18 protein-coding genes are annotated in these 21,247 nt (G+C 61.0%); 1 reads left to right on the top strand and 17 read right to left on the bottom strand.

Features of this window, described 5'->3' with window-relative positions; translation table 11 throughout:
* Positions 1 to 95 precede the first annotated feature (95 nt).
* A complete protein-coding gene (locus tag ACUCV0_RS07460) occupies positions 96 to 1,478 on the bottom strand; it encodes a sigma-54-dependent transcriptional regulator (protein ID WP_482212413.1) in 1,383 nt (460 codons plus the stop codon).
* Positions 1,475 to 2,674, bottom strand: coding sequence for a sensor histidine kinase (locus tag ACUCV0_RS07455; protein WP_482212412.1), 1,200 nt, complete (start codon positions 2,672 to 2,674; stop codon positions 1,475 to 1,477). Before ACUCV0_RS07455 ends, ACUCV0_RS07460 begins: the two co-directional genes overlap by 4 nt.
* A 417-nt stretch (positions 2,675 to 3,091) precedes the next feature.
* Between ACUCV0_RS07455 and ACUCV0_RS07450 the strand changes: the two genes are divergently transcribed.
* Positions 3,092 to 3,844 (top strand): YkgJ family cysteine cluster protein, encoded by a 753-nt coding sequence (locus ACUCV0_RS07450; RefSeq protein ID WP_482212411.1) that lies wholly within the window; start codon positions 3,092 to 3,094, stop codon positions 3,842 to 3,844.
* Between the two features lie 994 nt (positions 3,845 to 4,838).
* On the opposite strand, the gene ACUCV0_RS07445 is transcribed toward ACUCV0_RS07450, so the two are convergent.
* From ACUCV0_RS07445 to flgE, 15 genes are all read right to left on the bottom strand, one after another.
* Positions 4,839 to 6,317 (bottom strand): sigma-54 dependent transcriptional regulator, encoded by a 1,479-nt coding sequence (locus ACUCV0_RS07445; protein ID WP_482212410.1) that lies wholly within the window; start codon positions 6,315 to 6,317, stop codon positions 4,839 to 4,841.
* Positions 6,318 to 6,480: 163 nt separating this feature from the next.
* Positions 6,481 to 6,777, bottom strand: a complete 297-nt coding sequence (locus tag ACUCV0_RS07440) for a flagellar protein FliT (RefSeq protein ID WP_145008930.1) — start codon at positions 6,775 to 6,777, stop codon at positions 6,481 to 6,483.
* A 17-nt stretch (positions 6,778 to 6,794) separates the two neighbouring features.
* On the bottom strand, positions 6,795 to 7,181 hold the full coding sequence (fliS, locus tag ACUCV0_RS07435) for a flagellar export chaperone FliS (RefSeq protein WP_482212409.1): 387 nt from the start codon (positions 7,179 to 7,181) through the stop codon (positions 6,795 to 6,797).
* 85 nt (positions 7,182 to 7,266) lie between these two features.
* Complete coding sequence (gene fliD, locus ACUCV0_RS07430) at positions 7,267 to 8,703, bottom strand: flagellar filament capping protein FliD (protein ID WP_482212408.1); 1,437 nt, start codon at positions 8,701 to 8,703, stop codon at positions 7,267 to 7,269.
* A 63-nt stretch (positions 8,704 to 8,766) separates the two neighbouring features.
* Positions 8,767 to 9,126, bottom strand: a complete 360-nt coding sequence (locus ACUCV0_RS07425) for a flagellar protein FlaG (protein WP_482212407.1) — start codon at positions 9,124 to 9,126, stop codon at positions 8,767 to 8,769.
* 72 nt (positions 9,127 to 9,198) lie between these two features.
* Positions 9,199 to 10,386: a flagellin N-terminal helical domain-containing protein gene (locus ACUCV0_RS07420; RefSeq protein ID WP_482212406.1), complete on the bottom strand. Its 1,188-nt coding sequence runs from the start codon at positions 10,384 to 10,386 to the stop codon at positions 9,199 to 9,201.
* Positions 10,387 to 10,787: 401 nt separating this feature from the next.
* On the bottom strand, positions 10,788 to 11,438 hold the full coding sequence (locus ACUCV0_RS07415; protein ID WP_482212405.1) for a TIGR02466 family protein: 651 nt from the start codon (positions 11,436 to 11,438) through the stop codon (positions 10,788 to 10,790).
* 17 nt (positions 11,439 to 11,455) lie between these two features.
* Positions 11,456 to 13,045 (bottom strand): flagellar hook-associated protein 3, encoded by a 1,590-nt coding sequence (locus tag ACUCV0_RS07410; RefSeq protein ID WP_482212404.1) that lies wholly within the window; start codon positions 13,043 to 13,045, stop codon positions 11,456 to 11,458.
* Positions 13,046 to 13,057: 12 nt separating this feature from the next.
* Positions 13,058 to 15,067 carry a flagellar hook-associated protein FlgK gene (gene flgK, locus ACUCV0_RS07405; RefSeq protein WP_482212403.1) on the bottom strand — a complete coding sequence of 670 codons (2,010 nt, stop codon included), beginning with the start codon at positions 15,065 to 15,067 and terminating at the stop codon, positions 13,058 to 13,060.
* A 9-nt stretch (positions 15,068 to 15,076) separates the two neighbouring features.
* Complete coding sequence (gene flgJ, locus ACUCV0_RS07400; protein ID WP_482212402.1) at positions 15,077 to 16,342, bottom strand: flagellar assembly peptidoglycan hydrolase FlgJ; 1,266 nt, start codon at positions 16,340 to 16,342, stop codon at positions 15,077 to 15,079.
* Positions 16,343 to 16,355: 13 nt separating this feature from the next.
* The gene (locus ACUCV0_RS07395; RefSeq protein ID WP_482212401.1) at positions 16,356 to 17,459 is read right to left on the bottom strand and encodes a flagellar basal body P-ring protein FlgI; all 1,104 of its coding nucleotides are present in this window, start codon (positions 17,457 to 17,459) and stop codon (positions 16,356 to 16,358) included.
* Between the two features lie 11 nt (positions 17,460 to 17,470).
* A complete protein-coding gene (flgH, locus tag ACUCV0_RS07390) occupies positions 17,471 to 18,166 on the bottom strand; it encodes a flagellar basal body L-ring protein FlgH (protein ID WP_482212400.1) in 696 nt (231 codons plus the stop codon).
* Positions 18,167 to 18,192: 26 nt separating this feature from the next.
* Positions 18,193 to 18,978, bottom strand: coding sequence for a flagellar basal-body rod protein FlgG (gene flgG, locus ACUCV0_RS07385; protein WP_145008913.1), 786 nt, complete (start codon positions 18,976 to 18,978; stop codon positions 18,193 to 18,195).
* A 46-nt stretch (positions 18,979 to 19,024) separates the two neighbouring features.
* Entirely contained in the window at positions 19,025 to 19,765 is a 741-nt protein-coding gene (locus ACUCV0_RS07380) for a flagellar basal body rod protein FlgF (protein ID WP_459476720.1), read from the bottom strand.
* Between the two features lie 149 nt (positions 19,766 to 19,914).
* Complete coding sequence (gene flgE / locus ACUCV0_RS07375; protein ID WP_482212399.1) at positions 19,915 to 21,225, bottom strand: flagellar hook protein FlgE; 1,311 nt, start codon at positions 21,223 to 21,225, stop codon at positions 19,915 to 19,917.
* Positions 21,226 to 21,247 lie beyond the last annotated feature (22 nt).

Raw genomic sequence — 21,247 nt, 5'->3', positions numbered from 1 at the left:
TGCGACCCCACGCCGCAGTCGCGATCCTTTCTCTAGAACAGCGCTCTGGACGGTTGGTTCCGCGCAGGTCGATAGCCGGCTATCGACTTCTCCGCTCAGCAGCCTGCGAGCTGGGAGAGCTCAACGTCCAACCCGGCATCGCGCATCTGCGCAAGCTTGTACCTCAGGGTGCGGGCGCTGATGCCCAGGCGCTCAGCGGTCTCCTTGCGGCGGCCACGTTCAGCCTTCAGGGTATCGAGGATCACCTGGAATTCCCTGTCGCGCAGATCGGCGTCCAGCGGCCGCACGGCCTCATTGGTGGTGGCCTCCGCCGGGGGCGTGGTGGCAGACGCCAGGGTTACGCCGGTCGACAACCAGTGCAGCCCGAAATCCTCGGCCTGCACCTGCTCACCCGGTTGCAGGATAAGCGCACGCTGCACGGCATTATCCAGCTCGCGCACATTGCCCGGCCAACTATGCTCGGCCAGTACCTGACGCGCGGCGGTGCTCAGCGTCGGCACCGAGCGATTCATCCGCGCGGCTTGCACCACCAATAGACGCTCGGTCAGCGGCACGATGTCGGCCGGCCGGTCGCGCAGCGGCAGCCAGGCCAGCGGAAACACTGACAGCCGATAGAAGAGGTCTTCGCGAAAACGCCCGGCGGTGGCTTCCTCCGCGAGCTTGCGATTGCTGGTGGCCACCACACGGATATCCAGCGCCAACGGCTTGCGTGCCCCGACCCGCTCCACCTCACGCTCCTGCAGCACCCGCAGCAGCTTGGCCTGCAGGCCCAGGGGCATCTCGGAGATCTCGTCCAGCAACAGGGTACCGCCCTGCGCCAGCTCGAACTTGCCAGGTTGGGCAGCGATGGCACCGGTGAAAGCGCCCTTTTCATGGCCGAAGAGAATGGCTTCGAGCAGATGATCGGGAATGGCCGCGCAATTGACCGCCACGAAGGGCCCTTCCGCGCGCGCCGAGTGATCATGGATGAAGCGCGCCAGCACCTCCTTGCCGGTGCCGGATTCACCAGTGATCAACACCGTGGCATCGCTCTGGGCCACCCGACGGGCCAGCTCCAGCAGTTGCCGGCTCTGGGGGTCGACCGCCACCGGCTGCCGATCACTGGGTGCCCGCCGGCCCTGAGGACAGCAGCGCGCCAGGGTCTCCAGCAGCAGCCGTGGTTCGAAGGGCTTGACCAGATAATCCGCCGCACCGCCGCGCATGGCCTCGACGGCACGTTCGATGCTGCCGAAGGCGGTCATCAGCAGCACCGGCAGCGTCGGATCGCGCAGCCGGATGCTGGCCAGCAACTGATGGCCGTCAATGCCTGGCATGTTGACGTCGCTGATCACCAGCCCGAAGGACTCCTCGGCCAGCGCCAGTAGCGCCGCCTCGCCACTGTCCACGGCGCGGTAGCGATAGCCGCCGAGTTCCAGGGTATCGGCCAGGGCTTCGCGCAGGGCGCGGTCGTCTTCCACCAACAGGATGGGCAGGGTCATGCCGAGGTCTCCTCGCGCGCCAGCAGGGGCAGGATGAAGGTGACCACCGTGCCACGCCCCACCCGCGAGCGCACGGTCAGCCGACCGCCATGGGCCTTGGCCATCGCCAGGGCGACCGGCAGGCCGAGCCCGGTGCCGGTGGTCTTAGTGCTGAGAAAGGGTTCGCCCACGCGCTGCTGGACCGCCAGCGGAATGCCCGGACCGCTGTCGCTGATCGCCAGGCGCAATTCGCCGTCACGGCGATGGAGATGCACCTTGAGTCGCGCCGAGCCAGCGCTGCCCGCCATGGCCTGCTGGGCGTTGTGGATGAGGTTCAGGGCGGCGCCCACCAGCATGTCGCGGTTGCAGGCGAGCAGCCCGCCCTGGGCATCGAGTTGCCAACGCACGGGGCAAGCGCCGAGATGAGGAGTCGCCGCCTCGCGCAAGGCAGTGAACAGCGCGCTGGGGGTTAGTCGATCCGCCAGGGGCAATTCGCCGCGAGCGAACACCAGCATGTCGCGGACCTGGTTTTCCAGTTCGTGCAGCCGCTCCTTGAGCCGGCTGGCGAAGCGCTGTTGCTGCACCAGCGCCAGACCGCCCTCCTCCAGATGGCTGGCATAGAGCAGCGCCGCGGTCAGCGGGGTACGGATCTGATGCGCCAGCGAGGCCATGGTCCGTCCCAACGCCGACAGCCGCTCATGCCGCGCCAGTTCGCCCTGCAGGTGACGGGTTTCGGTGAGGTCGTTGAGCAGCACCAGTTGTCCCGGCTCGCCGTCGAGCGAGCGGGTGGCGATAGAGACCCGACGGCCATCGCGCAGAGATACCTCGTGGCCATCGTCATGGCGCGGGGCAAAGGCCCGGGCGATCACCGTACGCCACAGCTCGCCTGCCAGGGGCTCGCCGAGCAGGGCCTGGGCCACGGGGTTGGCGTCGCGCACGCGCCCGGCGCCGTCCAACACCACGATGCCGGCGGGCAGGACGTCGAGCAGATTCTGTAGCCGGCTGGCCAGGCGCTCCTTTTCCGCCAGCTCCTGCAGACGCTGGGCAGACACCCACTCCAGCTCGCCCTGCAGCGAATTCATCCGGGCTTCGAGCAACTGGAAGGATTCGCTCAGCTGGCGCGACATCTGCCCCAGGGCTTCACGGGCCTGCGCGGAGGCGGAAGCCTCCACGGCAGCGTCGGCAGGAACAGCGGAAGAAAGGGCTTGCGCAGGCATCGGCTGGGGCTCGCGACGGACAATTGACATTGTCCAGGTTTGAGCAAGACCCATGCCGCCCTGGCGCCAAAGCGCCGTAGCGTAGAAAACGGCATGGCCTTTTCCACTTATGGAGCACAACCCAAGCAGAGGTAGATAGGACTGGTCCGGCAGGGAGCTACCAAGCGCAGGTTGGCCAGGGAGGCTTTTATCGTTTAAGTCCGATACAGGAGGTCTGCGCCGGAGAAGTTGGGCTTCGCTACGCTCAGCCTCTACCAGCCTAGGATTGGCTGAAAAGCCGTAGCTGTTGGTCAACAAGCCGCTTAGCCGTTCCATGCCGAACACAGCTGGCGCAAGACTTGCTATGGATCGCACTCCAGACCGATGGCGACAGTTTCCTGCCTATCGTTAATTTTCTGCCCACCAGAGGCTACGTTGATGTCCACTCGTTTTTCTTGCGTAGGATGCGGCAAATGCTGTACCTCGCACCATATACCGCTGACGTTGAACGAGGCGATCCGCTGGGTTCAGCAGCAGGGTGAGTTGATAGTCCTGGTCGAAGCGTTTCTCGAGAACGGTCAAGGCATCTCGCAGGTGCAGCGCGAGCATGCCGAACAGCGCTCTTTGCCGGTGTGGTGCGGAGAGACGCGCGCCTATGTCGCTATTACCTTCGCCGCTTATAACCCCGGGCGTTGCATGCGATTGGATGCCGACAACCGCTGCTCGATTTATGACGAGCGCCCCTTGGTCTGCCGTATCTATCCCATGGAGATCAATCCGCATCTTCCCTTGAGACCCCACATGAAAGATTGCCCGCCGCACGCCTGGGAACAGGGGCCGACGTTAATTCATGGTGGATGCTTACAGGACATGGAGCTGATTGCGCTTATCGAGCGGTCACGACAGGCGGATCGTGATGAAATAGGTCGGAAGGCGGCGATTTGCACAGCCTTAGGCATTCGCACATCGGCACTTAAAGGCGATGGCTTCACCGCCTACCGACCTTCCGGTACAGATTTTTTGGCAGCAATCGAGCAGGTGATGACCAATCCACCGATGGATGCGGCCACGGACTGGGCGCTTCACGTATCGCACCGCGAATTAGCGGAGCAGCTCGAGGCAACCGGCGCGCTGATCGCTTCGGCCTTGACGCAAACGGACTATGGATTCATCGCTTTGAGCGCGGCATGAGACCAGGCTCCGCCGACATCGGAGTAGGTAGGACCGTGATTCTCAACTGGCTCCTGTCAAATTGGGCAACGGTGCCTCGTCAGGTTGATGCTTGACTCAAAGAGCCTAGGCTTTTTTGAAAAGTCGATATGCCAGCAGCGGTCCATACAGGACAGAGTGATCTTTGCCTTGCAGCTACTGGCCGTCTTATCGAACCGAGAGGAGAGGTAGCTTTTTTCCCTTGGCTAGCTGCCAAGAGCATCCGACCGTATTGCGCTGGTGGTACATGAATTGATCGAAACGACGCTTACGACGCCTCTTGCGCGGGGCAACGACAGGTCTAATACCCAAGCATTCGCAATGATACCGGAGCGCTTCGCTGTCATGTCACGCCCTGGTCAAGATACGTCGGCAGCATTCGCAGCCTATCTTTGGTACCTCGCCACCACACCTTTTCGAGCAGGGGACTGAAGCGCTGCGAGTCAGCCTGCTGCACAAGCAAAACCTTGAGGTCAGCGAACACCTCTGGGCATCCCAGATGCAGATGGCGCTTGGTAGCTAGTCCGTCAAGGCTAAGGCCCAGCGCAGAATCTAGCAGTTCATCCGGGTAGGCTTGTTCTGCCTACCGAGACGGCTCGCACAGCACGGATAGTGCTGGAATCGACCAGCCAGGTGCCAGGCCCGCATAACAATCCTGGCGCAGCTTCAGATGCAAAGGCGCCAGGGGGCTCGAAGGTACCGCCATCGCAATTACTGGCAGCCCTGGAAGACCATTTTCAGGACCATAGCACTCGCGTAGGCCACGCCATTTGGCGCCCAAGCGTGGATCCAGAGGATGCCATTAAGCATTTGCTGATCGTCACGGCGTGGGCAACCCATCCTTTAGATGAGGAGCGATCTCCTCGATTAACGCCCAGCACTCATTCAAAAGGCCATAATACTCGCTGGTGTTAGCGCTTGCAGCCGCTGAAATCACACAGACTCAGGCTGGCAAATACGACTGTTCAGACGAACCCTAGATCTCTTCGTCGAACTCGTCGTCGCGACGGCCCATGCCGTACTTGCGCATCTTCTCGACCAGGGTGGTCCGGCGGATGCGCAGTCGCTCGGCAGCACGTGCCACCACGCCACCGGCATCGTCCAGCGCCTGCTGGATAAAGCTCTTTTCCAGGTTGGCCAGGTAGTCCTTGAGATCCAGGCCTTCGCTGGGCAGCAACGCCGAGGACGACACCTCGACCGTTCCGATCCCGGCCATGGCTTCGCGCTCCTGCAACTCCTCGCGCAGGGACTCCACTATGGGATCGGCTTCGTCTTCCACGTAGCGGAACTTGAGCGGCAACTCGGCCACGCCGATGACGCCATAGGGATGCATGATCGCCATGCGCTCCACCAGGTTGGCCAGCTCCCGCACGTTGCCCGGCCATTCGTGCCGACACAGCGACATGATAGCCGCCGAGTTGAAACGGATGGAGCCGCGCTTCTCGTGTTCCATCCGCGCGATCAGTTCGTTAATCAACAGCGGAATGTCTTCACCCCGCTCGCGCAGGGGCGCCATGTCGATGGGGAAGACATTGAGGCGGTAGTAGAGGTCTTCGCGGAAGGTGCCCGCGGCGATCATCTGCTCCAGATTCTTGTGGGTCGCCGCGATGATGCGCACGTCCACGCTCTGGGTCTTGTTGCTGCCCACCCGCTCGTAGGTACGCTCCTGCAGCACCCGCAGGAGCTTGACCTGCATGGGCAGCGGCATGTCGCCGATCTCGTCGAGGAACAGGGTACCGGTGTTGGCCAGCTCGAAACGCCCGGCGCGACTGGTGATGGCACCGGTGAAGGCGCCCTTTTCGTGACCGAACAGCTCGCTCTCCAGCAGCTCGGCCGGGATGGCACCGCAATTGACCGGTACGAAGGGCGCCTCGCGCCGCTTGGAGTGGAAGTGCAGGTTACGCGCCACCACTTCCTTGCCGGTCCCGGACTCGCCGAGGATGAGCACGGTGGCCTCGGTATCGGCCACCTGCTGCATCATCTTGCGCACACCCTGGATGGCCCTGCTGGTGCCGACCAGACTGCGGAACAGCTCGGGTTCGCGCTGGCGACCCCGATCTCGAGCCTGGTCGTACATTTCTCGATAGACCTGGGCTCGATGCAGGGAATCCAGCAACTTGTTATAGGCCAGCGGGTATTCGAGAGAGACCAGCACGCGACGACGTACGTCGTCCGGCCACTCCGGCTGGGCCATTTCGCCCAGCAACAACAGGGGCACCATCTCGTCCCAGGCCACGACCTGCTTGAGCAACTCGACGGTGCTGCCACGGCTATCGACGCGCCCGACCAGCACGCAGCTCACTTGCCGACTGCTGTCGAGGGTTTCGAGGGAGGCTTGCCAGGTGGAACTGCTACAGGCGAGATGATCCTCGCCGAGAAAATCGAGAATGATGGAGACGGCCTTGCACCGCTCGGCTTCATCGTCGATCAGAAGGATCTTGGTTTCACGCCACATGTCCCTGCCCCATCCGGCTAGTCGGTTCGCTACGCGCAGGTGTCGCCTGCATCCAAGTGCCAACTGGTCGGCATCTTGCGCAAGTTAAGACAAATTGCGACGCGGGGTCAATTTTATGGCGGTGGATTGTCGAAACTTTGAACGACCGTCGGACGGACGACGATCAACCGAACAGTTGGTAGACCTTGGCGGCCTTGTCGGCACGTTGCGCCTGGGTCAGCTCAACCGCGATGGCAGAGCGCTCGGCCGTGGTGGCGGCGATCAGGGTCTTGTAGGTCTTGAGCAGATTCTGCAAGGCGAACGTCAGTTCGGTCTCACCACCCGGCGCTTCCTGCATGGCGGCGTCGACCGCCAGGCGGCAATCCAGATCAAGACGGCCGATGGCCTCCCAGTCCTGCTCAACGAGGGCCTGCTCCAGCTGACCGCGCAGCTGATTGATACGAACAACGATGGTAGCCATGGCTCTCGTCCTCTGGACTAGACCGGCGCGATGCCGTCCCAGCCCTCTTTAATGTTGCGCAATAGCCCAGCGACCTCGTCAAGGATGCGCTCGTCGTTGGTCCTGTTGGCTTCGGCGAGCCGCTTGGACATGTAAACGTACAGCGCTTCGAGCCGCTGTGCTAGCTCGCCACCACCCTCATGGTTTAGAGCTTCCCGTAGGCCGAAAAGGATTTCGGTGGCCTTGGCAATCAGTTGCCCTTTGAGCTGATATTTCTGATTTTGCATTGCGCCCTTCGCCTGAGCGATACGGCTAAGACCACCCTCGAACAACATCTGGATCAGTCGATGAGGCGAAGCCTCGAAGACCTCAGACTGAACCCCGACGTTTTGGTATTGGCGCAGCGCTGCGGTTCGTGCGTACATATGCTAGCTACCTTTGAATCAACAGGTTGGACTGTCTTAGATAGTCAAGCTATCGGCGCCTCGCCGCTGATCTTTAGCCAATTTCTTAATCACTTGAGGACTTGTTCAGGGCATTCAAGGTCGTCAGGACGCTGCTGCTAGTGCTGTTGAGCGTTGCTACAAGGCTATCCATAGCGTTGTACTTAGCCGTAAGGATATCGGTGAGCTTGGCTTTACGGTCATCCAGCGTGGCCTGCTGAGTGGTAAGAGTCGCGATGGTGCTCTGAATCGTTGATTTCTGCTGAGAAAGCAGCCCAGTCGAGCTCTTGGTGTAGATGTTCACTGCAGCATCTAGCTTGTTGAGCATCCCAGTGGATTTGGCGGTAAAAAAGTCTTGCACGCTACCAGCATTGGCGGCCAAGCTAGAGGTCAACTTGGTCGTATCAAGCGTCATTGAGCCGGTAGTACTGACGGAAATTCCCAACTGCGACAGGTTGCTCAAGCTGCCGCTGGCAGACCCAGCCCCGAACAGTGTTTTCTGCAGGGTATTCATGAGCGTGCGGGTCATGGAATCACTGGTCAAAGCACCTGAAGTGGTTGAGCTAGTGCCATCTTCCGCCGTAGTGGTAGAGACCTTGGTGAGATTGCTGACCGAGGTTACCAGGGCATTGTAAGCATCCACAAAGCTCTGAATATTGGTCTTGAGCGTATCGGTGTTGGCACCAACCGTAATGGTCGTCTTGCCCTCTTTGGCCAGCGTAAAGCTCACACCAGTTACCGCCGACTCAATGGTATTGCTGGCACTCTTCATGCTCAGGCCATCGAGAGTGTATTCGGCATCCTGACCGCTGGTAAGCACTGAACCTTTTCGGTCAGTTGTCGTAGCAGCAGAATCGATATTGAGCCCGGTCAATCCAGAAGTGCCGGAAAGAGTTATATCGGTATTGGCCCCAGTCGTAGTCGAGCTCAGTACCAACCGCGAACCGTTGGAATCACTGATAACGTTCGCCGACACGCCCGTGCTACTGCTCTGCTTGTTGATGCTATCGCGGATGCTCGCCAGGCTGGCGCCTTCACCGACGTTGATCGAATAGCTGTTGGAGCCTTTGCCCAAGGTCAGGGTGCCAGCGCTGAAGGTTGTACCAGCAGTCACCGGATCCGTTGCTACCTTAGTAGCCGTCGCGAGCTGGGTAACATTGACCGAATAGGTACCTGCGGCAGCCGATTTATCGACCTTGGCCGAGGCGATGGTGCTGTCAGTGGACGTGGAGGTGAGACCGGCAAAGGAGGTGCCCGTATTCAGCTTACCAATAGCGATCTGAAAATCACCCAGCGACGTCATCAGCGTATTCACTGCCGTGAGCCTGGCATTTTCAGATTTGCTAAGCGAACTGATCTGCGCCTGCTTACCGGCGGTCTGAGCCGTCACCAAAGAATCGACGATCGACGTGATATCCAATCCCGTTCCCAAACCCGTCGATGACTTTATGGTGCCCGACGTCGAAGAACTGGACGTGGTGGAGGAAGAAGAGATGGTAGTCATGACCGATCCTCAAGAATTTGGCGCTTTGCTTAGCTCAGAGCACACAGGCAAAATTCAGGCCACCTAGGCCTTTTCACTCAACAGCAAACGACTGGACTCCTTGAAGCTCTCGGCCAGCTTGACCGCAACTTCCGAGGGAATCTGTCGAATCACCTCACCGCTATCCGTGGCGATGACCTTGACGATAGGTATGCCGGATTCTTCATCCACAGAAAACTCCAGATTACGATGCAGGCTCTGCACATCGGAGCGGAGCCTAGAAACGGCATCGTCTAAAGTCTTACGGCTAGGTGGTTGGCTGACAGGTTCAGGCGCTGGAGATGCCTGAGTGGTCGCACCCGCAAGCGAAGCGTTGTCGGATCTAACACCGGTGGTGCCGGTAGAAGAAGGCGAAATCCTGACAGGTATGAAGTCAAGGCTCATTGGAAGTCTCTCCCTGATCGAGGCCGAACGCGGAAAGGGCGCCTAAGCGCCCTCCCCTCGTCATCACAGGTATTACTGGAGCAGTTTCAGTACGGAGGCGGGCTGCTGGTTGGCCTGGGCCAATACCGAGGTCGCTGCCGACTGCAGGGTCTGCTGCTTGGTCATCTCGGCAGTTTCTGCCGCAAAGTCCGCATCCTGGATGGTGCTGCGAGCTGACGTCGCGTTCTCGGAGATGTTCTGTAGGTTGGAGATGGTAGAGTCCAGTCGATTCTGTACGGCACCAAGGGTAGAGCGCTGGGCGTCGATTTGTTTGAGAGCCGCGTCAATCACCTGAATCGATGCCTGGGCAGAAGTAGAATCCGAAATCTTCAAGTCTTGGACGCTAGTACTGGAAGAGGTCACGGCAAGATACTGCCCGGTCGCTGTAGCAGGAGCAGTTCCAGTAGCATCATTACCGGCTGCCAGGCCAAGAGTCGACGCGAGATCTCCAGTCGCGGCGGCCCCCGTCTTAGTATCAATTGTATTTGCGGAACTCAAAACAAGCTTATCACTGTCATCAACGTAGGCGGTCACACCAGAAACATTGGTGTTGATCGCGCTAGCGATATCATTGGCACTAGCACCCTTCTTAATATTCAAGGTACTACCATTGATAGTCAACGTACCATCAGCAGTCACAGTACTACTGGTAATAGCCGAGCCTGTCGCCTGAGCAAGCGAAGACGTGCCTTTCAACGCTTTAGCACTCATATCACCTAGAGTGAAGCTGATCGACTGATTGGCATTGGCACCTACTTGGAAGGTCAGGGTACCGTTATTTCCGGCGTCACCATTTAGAAGATTGATGCCACTGCTACCACCACCGAAGGTGGTAGTGGTAGAAATACGGGTCAATTCAGCAGTCAGCGACTTGAACTCATCGTTCAGCGAACCCTGATCTTCACTGCTGTTGCTACCATTGGACGACTGTACCGCCAGAACACGCATCCGCTGCAGAATGTTGGTCGACTCTTGCAGAGCGCCCTCGGCAGTCTGAGCGATGGAGTTGGCATCTTTAGCGTTGGATACTGCCTGATCGAGGCCCTTGACTTGACTGGTCAGTCGGTTGGAAATCTGCAGGCCGGCTGCATCGTCTTTGGCACTGTTGATCTTCAGCCCGGTGGACAGGCGAGTCATCGCGGTGGTCAGGTTGTTCGATGCCGAGTTCAGATTTTTCTGAACAGTCAGGGAAGCAACGTTGGTGTTGACGGTCATGGACATGATGGAGAACCTCGTTAGTCAGGTTACTGCTTTCGACTCCTGGCCTGGGGACCGCCCATGATGACCTGGAGAACTTACATTAGGGTTATCGGCGCCTTGCTCGATAGCTTTAGGGTTTTTTCAAGATTTTCTTGACTTCCTGATAGCCACAACAAAGGCATCCGCCAAGCATCAAATATTTCGGCGGGGCACTAGAAAACTTGAGTGACGAGGGATAGCTAGACCTTCCATAGCCGCCTAACAAGGCAAGATCCTGCCTCACCTAGGACGGCGCGGCGCTTATAAAAACAGATTCCGCGATAGGTCGAGAGCCATTCGCCAGCCCACCCACTCATGGATTGCCTGGCAACGGCTAACGGCAACACGATATCTCGGATGGCACACCGTAAAGCTGCCTGCGCTCACACGCCGAAGTTAAACGCCACCGAAATCCGCGGTCTTTGCCCCTTGAACCGACGTACCGCGTGCATCAGCCAAGACGGGAACATCACGAAGGTGCCGCTGGATGGTGTGACGGTTGTCGAGTAGCCGGCGGTCAGGCAGCCTTCGATGCGCATGCGCAGCTCGGGATTGTAGACCGAGGGCATCAGGCCACGGGGATCGACGAATTCCAGCTCGCCGGCGCAATCGGCATCCTGGGCGCCGCCATCGTCCACCCAATAGACGCCTGACCAGAAGGCCCCGGGGTGACCATGCAGGGCATTGCCCTGCCCGGTTTCGTTGACGTTGGCCCAGGCGTTGTAGCGCCACTCGAAGGCCGGCTCGATAAGGCCGTGCTCCGCGGAATGGACGGCGGTGAGCTGGGTCGCGAAGGCCCGGGCGAAGGCGGCGAGCTCCGCTCCTGGGGTACCTGCCCAGCTGTCGAAGTCATGGCTCGATTGCCAGCCGCCCTCGTTGCTGTGGCGGGTCCCGGCGTCCTGTTCGCGGCGTGACAGGATCACCGCGCTGAGTTCGGCATTGAGCCGCTCGGCGTCGGGATGGACGAGTTGTGCCAGCGGCGTGACGAAGAGTTTCTTGATCTCGATGCTGGCAGTGTCGAATGGCTGGCTCATGACGGCAGGCGTTCCCTTCAGATCTTGTCGAACAAGCTTAGCTGGGAAACCTTGGCGAAGGCGGCCTGGGCGGCCTGCAACATGGTCTGCTGCAAGGTGAGCTTCGACGTGGCCTCGGACATGTCGGTGTCACGAATGGACGACTGGGTCGTGGCGTTGGACAGCGACAGGCTCTGGCTCTCGGTGGTCAGGGTATCGATGGTCTGCTGGCGAGCCCCCAGGGAGGAAGTGACCTTGTAGACCTGGTTCATGCCGTTGTCGAGGTTGGTGATGGCCGAGGCCACGGCATTGCGGATATCCAGCTCCGCCTGGGGATTGTTGGTCGTCGGGGTATCCAGGGCAGTCCGCAGGTTCTTGATGGTGTCGAGGATGTTCTGCGTCTGATTGCTGCTGCCGGCGACGGTGAACTGGTCACCACTGGCCGCCGCCGAATTGATGCTGAACTGGGCGCCGTTGATGGTGATGCTGGCCGGATAGGTGCCGCCCAGAGTACCCGAGGACAGCGGCGTGCTGCTGGATGTCGTCGGCAGCGCATAGACCGAATAGTCGGTCGCCGAGCTGAATTTCAATAGGACGCCGTTATTGGGAAAGGTGGTGCTGTAGGTGGTGGCATTGGTGACAGCGCCACCGCTGAGCTGGGCGGTCGAGGTATTCGACGCGGTCCGGGTGATGTCGAAGGTTTCCGGCTTGACCCCGAAGCTGAAGCCGTAGCCGGATACCAGCGAATTGATGGCGGTACTGTCGTCGCTGGACTTCAGGGAGACGTCCAGTGCCAGCTGCGCGCCGCGGAAATTGACGGTTACCGCGTCACCCGTGGTGGTCTGGTAGGAGCCATTGCCGCTGACCTCACTGGTCACGTCGTTGTTGTTGGCGTCGAAGATCTTGAACTGAGTGCTGCTGAGCACCTGCAGCTTGTAGGGCGCACCGCTGCGGAAGCTGCTGTTGAAGCTGTTGTCGTCGGTCACGGTGCCCTGGGACAGGAAGACACGCTGGGCCCCGTCGGCGTTGGGGTTATTGGTCAGGCTCGAGGTAGTGAGATCGGCGTTCTGAGCGCTTTGGAAGGTGCTCCAGCCATTGTCGCTGATGGCCAGGTTGAGGGTGTCGGAGACCTGTACCGACAGCGAGCTCTGGTCCCCCTTGTAGCTGTAGCTGCCATCGGGATTTTTGACGAAAGGCTGCACCGTGCCATTGCTGCCGGCGAAGAGGTAGTTGCCGTTGGCATCCTTGCTGTTCATCAGCGAGAACAGCTGATCCTGGATATCGCCCAGCTGGTCACTGATGGCGCTCCGGTTGGCATCGGTATAGGAGCCATTGCCGGCCTGCACGGCCAGCGCCCGCGCGTTCTGCAGCACGTTGGTGATGGTGGTCAGCACCGACTCCTCGTTAGTCAGGGCATTGTTGGCGGTGGTCATGTTGCCGCTGTACTGGGTCAGCAGCGTCTTCTGCTGATCCAGTTGCAGCAAGCGCGCTGACCCCACTGGATCGTCCGCAGGCGTCTGGATGCGCACGCCGCTGGAGATCTGCTCCATGGTCTTGGTCAGGTTGGAATAGCCATCGGAGTAGCCCTGGGTACTGGACGAGAACATCTGGGGTGTGGAGATACGCATGGCCAGCATCCCTTAGAAGGCTTGAATCAATGTATTGAAGACGGTCTGCGAGATTTCGATGATCTTCGCCGAGGCACTGTAGTACTGCTGGTACTTGATCAGGTTGGCCGCCTCCTCGTCCAGGTTGACGCCCGACAGCGAGGATTGGCTCGCCTGCGCCTGCTTGAGGATAGCCGACGTCGCACTGGCATCCAGGCTGGCCTGGTTGGTCTTGGCGCCAACCGTTTCCACCAGGCTGCTGTAGGTGCTGTTCATGCTCGCGTTGCCCACGGTGGCCGACGTCTGCAGGTTCAGCAAGCTCAGGGCGTTGGTGTTGTCGGTACTGCCGGCGGCGCCGAAGGAAACGCTGAAGGTATCCCCGCTGGAGGGCTTGCCCGCCAGCGTCAGCTGGAAGGTGAAGGCACTCGGTACCGTGGAGCCGTTGGCGGCGATGTTGACGTTCACCGTGTTGCTCTGGCCCGCGACGATGGAGCCGGTGCCGAGGCTGTTGCCGCTCGCGTCGTAGATCGTGTAGGCCTGGCTGCCATCGCTGGCGGCGGCCCCGAACTGGAGTTTCACCGGCATGGCATTCTGGATGCTGGTCGCCAGGCTGCTGGCCGAGGCGCTGTCGTAGATGCTGCGCTGGGTGACCAGGGTCGGCGCGCTCACGGTACCGGTGCCGATGTTGGCGGCACTGCTCGCCGCCTTCAGCGGCGAGGCGAAGGCCAGGTCCTGGGCATCGGTCATGGTGACCGCCGCCTGGCTGGCAGCCAGGCGCGTGGGCTGCACGGTGAAGGTGTCACCCGCCGTCACGCTGCCCGTCCGCAGCCCCAGCTGCAGGCCGTCGATCTCGTCCGCCGGCGAGGCGGTGAGGCTGTGGCTCCCCAGGTCCTGGCCATCGGACAGGCGGGTCACGCTGTACTGGGTGGCACTGGTGAAGACCACGCGGTAGTCGCTGACGGTCAGGTCGCTGCTGTCGGCGATGGTGACGTTGAGGTTGGCGTTGACATCACTGTTGGTGGTGCGCCCGATGCTGCGCGAGGCGATGGCTGTGGCGCTGTTGATGTCATTGAATACCTTGCTGCCGAAATTGCCCTTCAGGTCCAGCCCCTGGGCCTGCTGCTTGTTGATCGAATCCGAGGCGACCAGGGCCAGCCGACCCAGGCTGTTCAGCGAGGGATTCACCACCTCGTCGCGATAACGCACCAGGCCGGTCATGGAGCCGCCGGATATCGATTGAGTGACATCCACGGCGATTCCACTGGGCATCGTCAGTGTCAGAGCGTATTGCGAGGGATCCAGGGTACTGGCCTGGGCGCTGAGCGAACTCACCGAGCCCCCTACCACCAGTGGTTGGCCGGAGCCGATGTAGACGTTGTAGTTGCCATCCTGATTGACCACGCTTACCCCAACCAGCTTGGACATGTCGTTGATGGCCTGGTCTCGTGCATCCAGCAGCGAGTTGGGAGTAGTGCCGCCAGCAGAGGCCACGGTGATGGCCTGGTTGTACTGAGCGATCTTGTTCGCCAGGGTATTTACCTGCGTCGCCGACGCGCTCAGTTGGGTATTGATGTAGTTGCTCTGGTCGGAGAGCTGGCTGGAGAGCGAATTGAATCTCTGGCTTAGCGTAGAGCTGCTGGTCAGCACCAGGGAACGCGAGGCGCTGTCGGTGGGCGTGGCCGAGGCCGTCTGCAGAGCCGAAAAGAACTTGCTCAAGGCGGTGCTGACCCCAGTGGTGCTATCGGCCAACAGTGAATCCACCGAGCTGGCGGCGGTGGAAAAGGTCTGGGCTTCGTTGTCCAGTGCGGTGCTGGTCTGCAACTGGGTCGTCAGATACTGGCTATAGGAGCGCCGCACGTCCGCCAGGGTCGTGCCGTTACCGATGTAGGCGACGCCAACGTTTTGCGCAGCTGCCGCGTGCTGCTCCGTCGCCTGACGGGAATAGCCGGCGGTATCGACATTGGTGATGTTGTTGCCGGTCGTGCTGAGCGCCGACTGGCTGGCCTGGATACCCGAGAGACCGATGGAAATGAGACTGGCCATGGATTGTCCTTAGGTACGCTTTACCGAGGTATCGACCGCAGCGATGTTTTCGTAGGTGCTCTTCATCTGGCGGGCGATCTGGGTGACTTTACGGGCGTACTGCGGATCGCTTGCATAGCCGGCCCGTTGCAGCTCATGCATGAACTGGCTGGAATCGCCGCCCTTGGCCAGCGCCTTGCCGTAGCGATCGTTGCTTTGCAGGAAACTCACGTAGTCGTCGAAACTCTGCTTGAAGGAGTCGTAGGAGCGAAAATCCGCGGCTTCCTTACTTGCCTTGCCATTGCGGTATTCGGTGGTCAGGGTGGTAGCGACGTCACCGCTCCAGCTCGAATGGGCCTTGATGCCGAACAGGTTGTTGCTGGTGCTGCCGTCGCGCTCGCGGATGATGGACTTACCCCAGCCGGTTTCAAGCGCGGCTTGAGCCACCAGGTAATGGGCATCCACGCCAATCTTCTTTGCTGCCTCCTGCGCCATGGGCAGCATGGTGTCGACGAACTCCTGACGCGTCCGGAACACCGACTTGCCCGCGGTCTGCCCTAGCGGTGCGACGCTGCCACCATTCAGCCGGGCGCTGCCGCTCACGCTGGCCGTAGCCGGGGTGCCCAACTGCTGCACGGCCTTCCAGTTGGTGGCATTGGCGGCTGTCGCGCTGTTGCCATTGGCGGTATTGGCCGCCGCTGCCAGCAGGGCTTCCTGGCTCTGGGCCGCACTGGCCTTGCTGGGCATGGCCAAACGCCGGGAATTCAGTAGCGCCGACACGTCCTTGCGCTCGCTGGCACTGGCACCGCCGTTCGAGCCGGCAACCGCCACTGCCTGAGAGGCCTTGCCATCCCAGAGGGCACGACGCATGTCCATCGCCACGCTGGCACCTGCGTTAGCGGTGCTGGCGGTCGCCGGAACGGCGCTCTTGTTGGTCGCGACCTCGGTCGAAGGAGTCTTGCCGGCATCCTTGAGCATGCTCCGGGTCATCATGTCCGCCAGACCGATGCCACCGCCGTTCTTGGCGAGGTTGACCGAAAGCTGCTGGTCGTACATATCCTGGAACTGTTTGGTGGTCTGGCTGTTGAACGGGCTGTTCTGAGCGACCACCTCATTGGCCGAACGCATCGACTTGAGCATCTGATTGAGGAATACCGACTCGAACTCCTGGGCGACCTTACGAACGTTGCTTTCGCTGTCGCGATCAGCCCCGTTCTTGAGGTTGTTCAAGCGGTTCAGGTCGGTATAGGCACCAGAGTCCACCGAATCGAAAGTCCCGCCCAGGCGTGCAGTCATCGCCATTACTCCATCAGATTACAATCAGGTCGGCCTGCAGCGCGCCGGCCTGTTTCAACGCTTCGAGAATGGCCACCAAGTCACTGGGCGCAGCGCCCACCTGATTCACCGCTCTCACGATCTCGTCCAACGTGGTACCCGGACCGAACTTGAACATCGGCTTGGCCTCCTGCTTGGCCTTGACGGTCGACTGGGGAGTCACCACCGTCTGCCCACCCGACAAGGGGTTGGGTTGGCTCACCTGGGGGTCCTCGCTGATGGTCACGGTCAGGCTGCCCTGGGTCACCGCCGCCGGCGAGACCTTGACGTTCTGGCCGATGACAATGGTCCCGGTGCGGGAGTTGACGATGACCTTGGCCACCGCCTGCCCCGGATCCACTTCCATGTTCTCCAGGATCGAGATGTAGTCGACGCGCTGGCTGGGATCCACCGGCGCCGTGACGCGAATCGATCCGGCATCAACAGCGGATGCAACACCCGCGCCAAGTGTCTCGTTGATCTTGTCGACGATGCGCTTGGCCGTGGTGAAGTCGCTGCGATTGAGGTCTAGCGTGATGCTGTTGCCCTGGTCGAAGCCGCTCGGCACCGGCCGCTCGACGGTGGCGCCATTGGGAATGCGGCCGGACGACGGAACGTTGACGGTAATCTTCGAGCCATCGCGGCCTTCGGCGTCAAAACCCCCGACCACCAGGTTGCCCTGGGCGATGGCATAGATCTGGCCATCGATCCCCTTGAGCGGTGACAGCAGCAGGCTGCCGCCTCTCAGGCTCTTGGAGTTGCCAATAGAGGACACGGTGATGTCGATGGTCTGGCCGGGCTTGGCGAAGGCCGGCAGATCGGCATGGATGGACACCGCGGCGACGTTCTTCAGCTGCGCCGAGGAGGTACCCGGAGGCACCTTGATGCCGAATTGCGCCAGCATGTTGTTAAAGGTTTGAATGGTGAAGGGCGTTTGGGTGGTCTGGTCGCCGGTGCCTGGCAGACCCACCACCAAGCCGTAGCCGATCAGCTGGTTGGTACGCACGCCCTGGATGCTGGCGATGTCCTTCAGCCGATCCGCCTGGGCCAGGGGCACGACCAGGGCCAGGGCGGCAGCGGCGATGAGGGTCTTGAACATGGCATTCATCCTCAGAACGGCATCAGGGCGCTGCCAAAGAACTGGCTCAGCCAGCCCGGCTGACTGGCATCGGCAAAGGCGCCGGTGCCCGAATAGGTGATCCGCGCATCGGCCACGCGGGTGGAGAGCACGGTGTTGTCGGTGGCGATGTCGTCGGCGCGGACCATGCCCTGGATGCGCATCAGCTCGTTGCCGGTATTGAGGGTCAGCCACTTCTCGCCACGGACCACCAGGATGCCGTTGGGCAGTACCTCGGCGATGGTCACGGTCAGGGAGCCGGTCAGGCTGTTGCCCTGGGCGGCGGTGGACTTGCCGGTGTTGGAGCGGTTGCCGGAGAAACCGGCGTCCAGGCTGAGGTCGCCGTCGGCCAGCGGATTGGGGATCGACGGCTTGGCGCCGAACAGGGAAGTCAGGCCGAGGGTCGACTTGCTGTTCTTGGCGATATCGGAGCTGGCGTTCTTGCTGGCCTGGGTCTTCTCCTGCAGGGTGATGGTGATGATGTCACCGATGCGGAAGGCCTTGCGATCGGTGTAGAGATTCTGCTCGAAGCCCGACTGGAAGATGGCACCGTTGTTCTGCGCCGCGGGCACCGGGGTGCGCGGCAATACGGGGGAATAGTAGGGATCGTCCGGCTTGGCGGCCGGGGCTACGCATCCTGCGAGAACGAGCGCTCCGAACAGCGGAGCGACGGCAAAGAGACGATTCATGGAGCGCTACCTCGCAGGGGTGGCTATTACAGGTTCTGAGTGACGAAGCCGAGCATCTGGTCGGCGGTGGAGATGACCTTGGAATTCATCTCGTAGGCGCGCTGGGTGGTGATCATGTTCACCATCTCTTCCACGGTGCTCACGTTGGAGGTTTCTAGGGTGTTCTGCTGGATGGTGCCCAGGCCGTTGTTGCCCGGCGTACCGACCTGGGGCGCGCCGCTGCTGGTGGTCTCGGCGAACAGGTTGTTGCCCATGGCCTGCAGGCCGCCCGGGTTGACGAACTGGGCGGTCTGGATGGTGCCGATGGTGGTAACGGTCGAGGAGCCGGCCTGGGTCACGGAGACGGTGCCGTCCTGGCCGACGGTGAAGGTCTGGGTATCGGCCGGCACGGTGATGGCGGGCTCCACCGGAAAGCCATTGGCCGTGACGATCTGGCCGTCGGCATTGAGGTGGAAGGTACCGTCGCGGGTGTAGTTGACGGTGCCATCGGGCATCTGGACCTGGAAGAAACCATGGCCGTTGATGGCCATGTCCAGCGGCTGCTCGGTCGTTTGCAGGGTGCCCTGGGTAAAGGTTTTCTGGGTGCCGACGATACGCACACCGGTACCCAGTTGCAGGCCCGAGGGCAGCTCGCTGTCCTGGGTGGACTGCGCACCGGGCTGGCGACGGATCTGATAGAGCAGGTCCTGGAATTCGGCGCGGTCGCGCTTGAAGCCGGTCGTCGAGACGTTGGCCAGGTTGTTGGAGATGGTCGTCAGGTTGGTGTCCTGAGCGGCCAGACCAGTCTTGGCGACATAGAGGGCGGAAATCATCGTTTTTCTCCTTCGGCGCCAGGAATCAGGCGTCAACAGCGTTCAATCAGCTGAATTGCAAAACCTTTGCCATGGACGCGTCGTTGTCCTCAGCGGATTTCATCATCTTGATCTGCAGTTCGAATTGCTTCGAAAGCGAGAGGATCGAGGTCATCTCCTCCACCGCACTGACGTTGCTCGACTCAGTGAAACCGGACACCACCTGGACGCCAGCGTCCGCTGCCGCAGGCTTGCCGTCCTTGGTGCGGATGGTCCCGTCCAGGCCCTTCTCGAGATTCTTCGGATCCGGATTGACCAGTTTGATGCGATCGATGACCGCCAGGGCATTGGTGTTTTCCCCGGCGCCGCGAACGGTGATGGAGCCATCCTGGCCGATCTCGATCTGCTGATTGGGCGGTACGGCGATCGGCCCACCATTGCCGAGCACCGGCAAATCGTTGCCGGTACGCAGCATGCCCAGAGCGTCCACCTTGAGGCTGCCGGTACGGACGTAGGCCTCCTTGCCATCCGCGCCCTGCACCGCGATCCAGCCATTGCCCTGGATAGCGACGTCGAGATCCCGACCGGTTTCCTGCAGAGTGCCTGGAGTGAAGTCGGTCCCCGGACGCTCGCTCATGGAATAGACCCGCGAGGGGTAGCTCTCGCCGAAGGTCTGCATGGAACGCGCCTGCTCGAAATCCCGACGAAAGCCACTGGTGGAGATGTTGGCGAGGTTGTTGGAATGCGCCTGGATGGCCATGGTGTTCTGGCTGGCGCCGGTCATGGCGAGATATAGCAATCGGTCCATAGGGTCCTCGCAGGGCGATCAATATCGCTACAGGTCTGAAACTGTCCAGACCTCTTCAGCAAGGCACGTGCCATTTCCAGCATTTCATTGATTTAAAAAGAAAAAGCCCTCGCAAGGAGGGCTTTTTCACAGCGACCGTCAAAGAACCGTTAGCGGATCTGGATGATGGTCTGCGACAGCGTGTTTTCCGTCTCGATGGTCTTGGCGTTGGCCTGGTAGTTACGCTGGGCCACGATCAGATTGACCAGCTGGGTACTGAGATCGACGTTGGAAGCCTCCAGCGAGCCCGAGGTCAGGGTTCCCAGCGTGCCCGAGGCCGGCGTCCCCACCACCGCCTGGCCGGAGGTGGACGACTGGGCGAAGGTGTTGCTGCCCAGCGGGGTCAGGCCCTGGTTGTTGGCGAAACTGGCCAGGATCACCTGGCCGATCACCTTGGACTGGCTGTTGGTGAAGCTCGCGTAGAGCTTGCCTTCGGTATCGATGGACAGGCCCGACAGTTGGCCGGTGGTGTAGCCATCCTGGGATTTGCTGGTCACCGCGAAGGCGGTCGCGGTCTGCGTGGTGCTGCTCAGGTCGATGGCGATACCGGTGGTGGAGGCGGACGCGCCGTTGGCCCCATAGGTCTTGGGCGTGGTGGAGGCGTTGGTCACGGTGGCCGGCACCCAGTTGTTCAGCGCGAACTTGCCGGTGCTGGTGACGGTGAGGCCGGTACCGCCCGTGGCGCTGAGCTTGCCGGTGCTGTCGAACGTCAGGGTGTTGCTCAGGGGCGTGGTGGACGTCGGGTCGGCCGGGTTGCGCCCGTCGACCAGGCTGTACATGTTCCAGGTGTTGGTGCCGGTCTTGGCGAAGTAGTACGTCAAGGTATGGGCGTTGCCCTGGGAGTCGTAGATGCTGGTGGACGTCGAGTTGTTGAAGCTGGTGGCATCGCTGGGGTCGAAGGTGGCCGTGGTGGGAACGGTCGCCGACGAGTTGAGACTCAACACCTCGGTGTCCTTGGTCGTGGCCTTGGGCGCCTGGTTGGTGGTGTCGATCTTCAGGTTGGTGGCGATGCCGCTGATCACGTTGCCATCGCTGTCCGCCGCGTAGCCGCGCAGGTTGTAGCCGGAGTTGTTGACCACGAAGCCATTGGCGTCGGTCTTGAAGGTGCCGTCTCGCGAATAGAGGTTGGAGCCGTTGTTGTTCATGACGAAGAAGCCGCCGCCATTGATCGCCATGTCCAGGGCGTTGCCGGTGCTGGTCACGTTGCCCTGGGTGAATTGCTGGGCCACGGCCGCGGTCCGCACGCCGGCGCCGGGCTGGTTGGAACTCGACCCCAGGTACATGGAGCTGGAATAGACATCGGCGAATTCGGCGCGCGAGGACTTGAAGCCCGTGGTGCCCACGTTGGCGATGTTGTTGCCGGTCACGCTGAGATCGGTGGCGGCGGCATTGAGGCCACTGAGGCCGACGTTGAAGCTCATGGTTGTACTCCTGTCCGGCGGG

It is taken from the genome of Pseudomonas sp. VMV1 (assembly GCF_056790235.1).
This window is presented reverse-complemented; position numbering and strand designations above follow the sequence as displayed.

Coding starts and splice junctions, on each gene's coding strand:
- fliD (WP_482212408.1), bottom strand. CDS start 8,703: ATGACTACCATCTCTTCTTCCTCCACCACGTCCAGTTCTTCGACGTCG.
- flgJ (WP_482212402.1), bottom strand. CDS start 16,342: ATGACTGCACGCCTGGGCGGGACTTTCGATTCGGTGGACTCTGGTGCC.
- ACUCV0_RS07420 (WP_482212406.1), bottom strand. CDS start 10,386: ATGTCCATGACCGTCAACACCAACGTTGCTTCCCTGACTGTTCAGAAA.
- ACUCV0_RS07425 (WP_482212407.1), bottom strand. CDS start 9,126: ATGAGCCTTGACTTCATACCTGTCAGGATTTCGCCTTCTTCTACCGGC.
- flgK (WP_482212403.1), bottom strand. CDS start 15,067: ATGGCCAGTCTCATTTCCATCGGTCTCTCGGGTATCCAGGCCAGCCAG.
- ACUCV0_RS07445 (WP_482212410.1), bottom strand. CDS start 6,317: ATGTGGCGTGAAACCAAGATCCTTCTGATCGACGATGAAGCCGAGCGG.
- ACUCV0_RS07395 (WP_482212401.1), bottom strand. CDS start 17,459: ATGTTCAAGACCCTCATCGCCGCTGCCGCCCTGGCCCTGGTCGTGCCC.
- ACUCV0_RS07410 (WP_482212404.1), bottom strand. CDS start 13,045: ATGCGTATCTCCACACCCCAGATGTTCTCGTCCAGTACCCAGGGCTAC.
- ACUCV0_RS07460 (WP_482212413.1), bottom strand. CDS start 1,478: ATGACCCTGCCCATCCTGTTGGTGGAAGACGACCGCGCCCTGCGCGAA.
- fliS (WP_482212409.1), bottom strand. CDS start 7,181: ATGTACGCACGAACCGCAGCGCTGCGCCAATACCAAAACGTCGGGGTT.
- ACUCV0_RS07450 (WP_482212411.1), top strand. CDS start 3,092: ATGTCCACTCGTTTTTCTTGCGTAGGATGCGGCAAATGCTGTACCTCG.
- flgG (WP_145008913.1), bottom strand. CDS start 18,978: ATGATTTCCGCCCTCTATGTCGCCAAGACTGGTCTGGCCGCTCAGGAC.
- flgH (WP_482212400.1), bottom strand. CDS start 18,166: ATGAATCGTCTCTTTGCCGTCGCTCCGCTGTTCGGAGCGCTCGTTCTC.
- ACUCV0_RS07440 (WP_145008930.1), bottom strand. CDS start 6,777: ATGGCTACCATCGTTGTTCGTATCAATCAGCTGCGCGGTCAGCTGGAG.
- flgE (WP_482212399.1), bottom strand. CDS start 21,225: ATGAGCTTCAACGTCGGCCTCAGTGGCCTCAATGCCGCCGCCACCGAT.
- ACUCV0_RS07380 (WP_459476720.1), bottom strand. CDS start 19,765: ATGGACCGATTGCTATATCTCGCCATGACCGGCGCCAGCCAGAACACC.
- ACUCV0_RS07415 (WP_482212405.1), bottom strand. CDS start 11,438: ATGAGCCAGCCATTCGACACTGCCAGCATCGAGATCAAGAAACTCTTC.
- ACUCV0_RS07455 (WP_482212412.1), bottom strand. CDS start 2,674: ATGCCTGCGCAAGCCCTTTCTTCCGCTGTTCCTGCCGACGCTGCCGTG.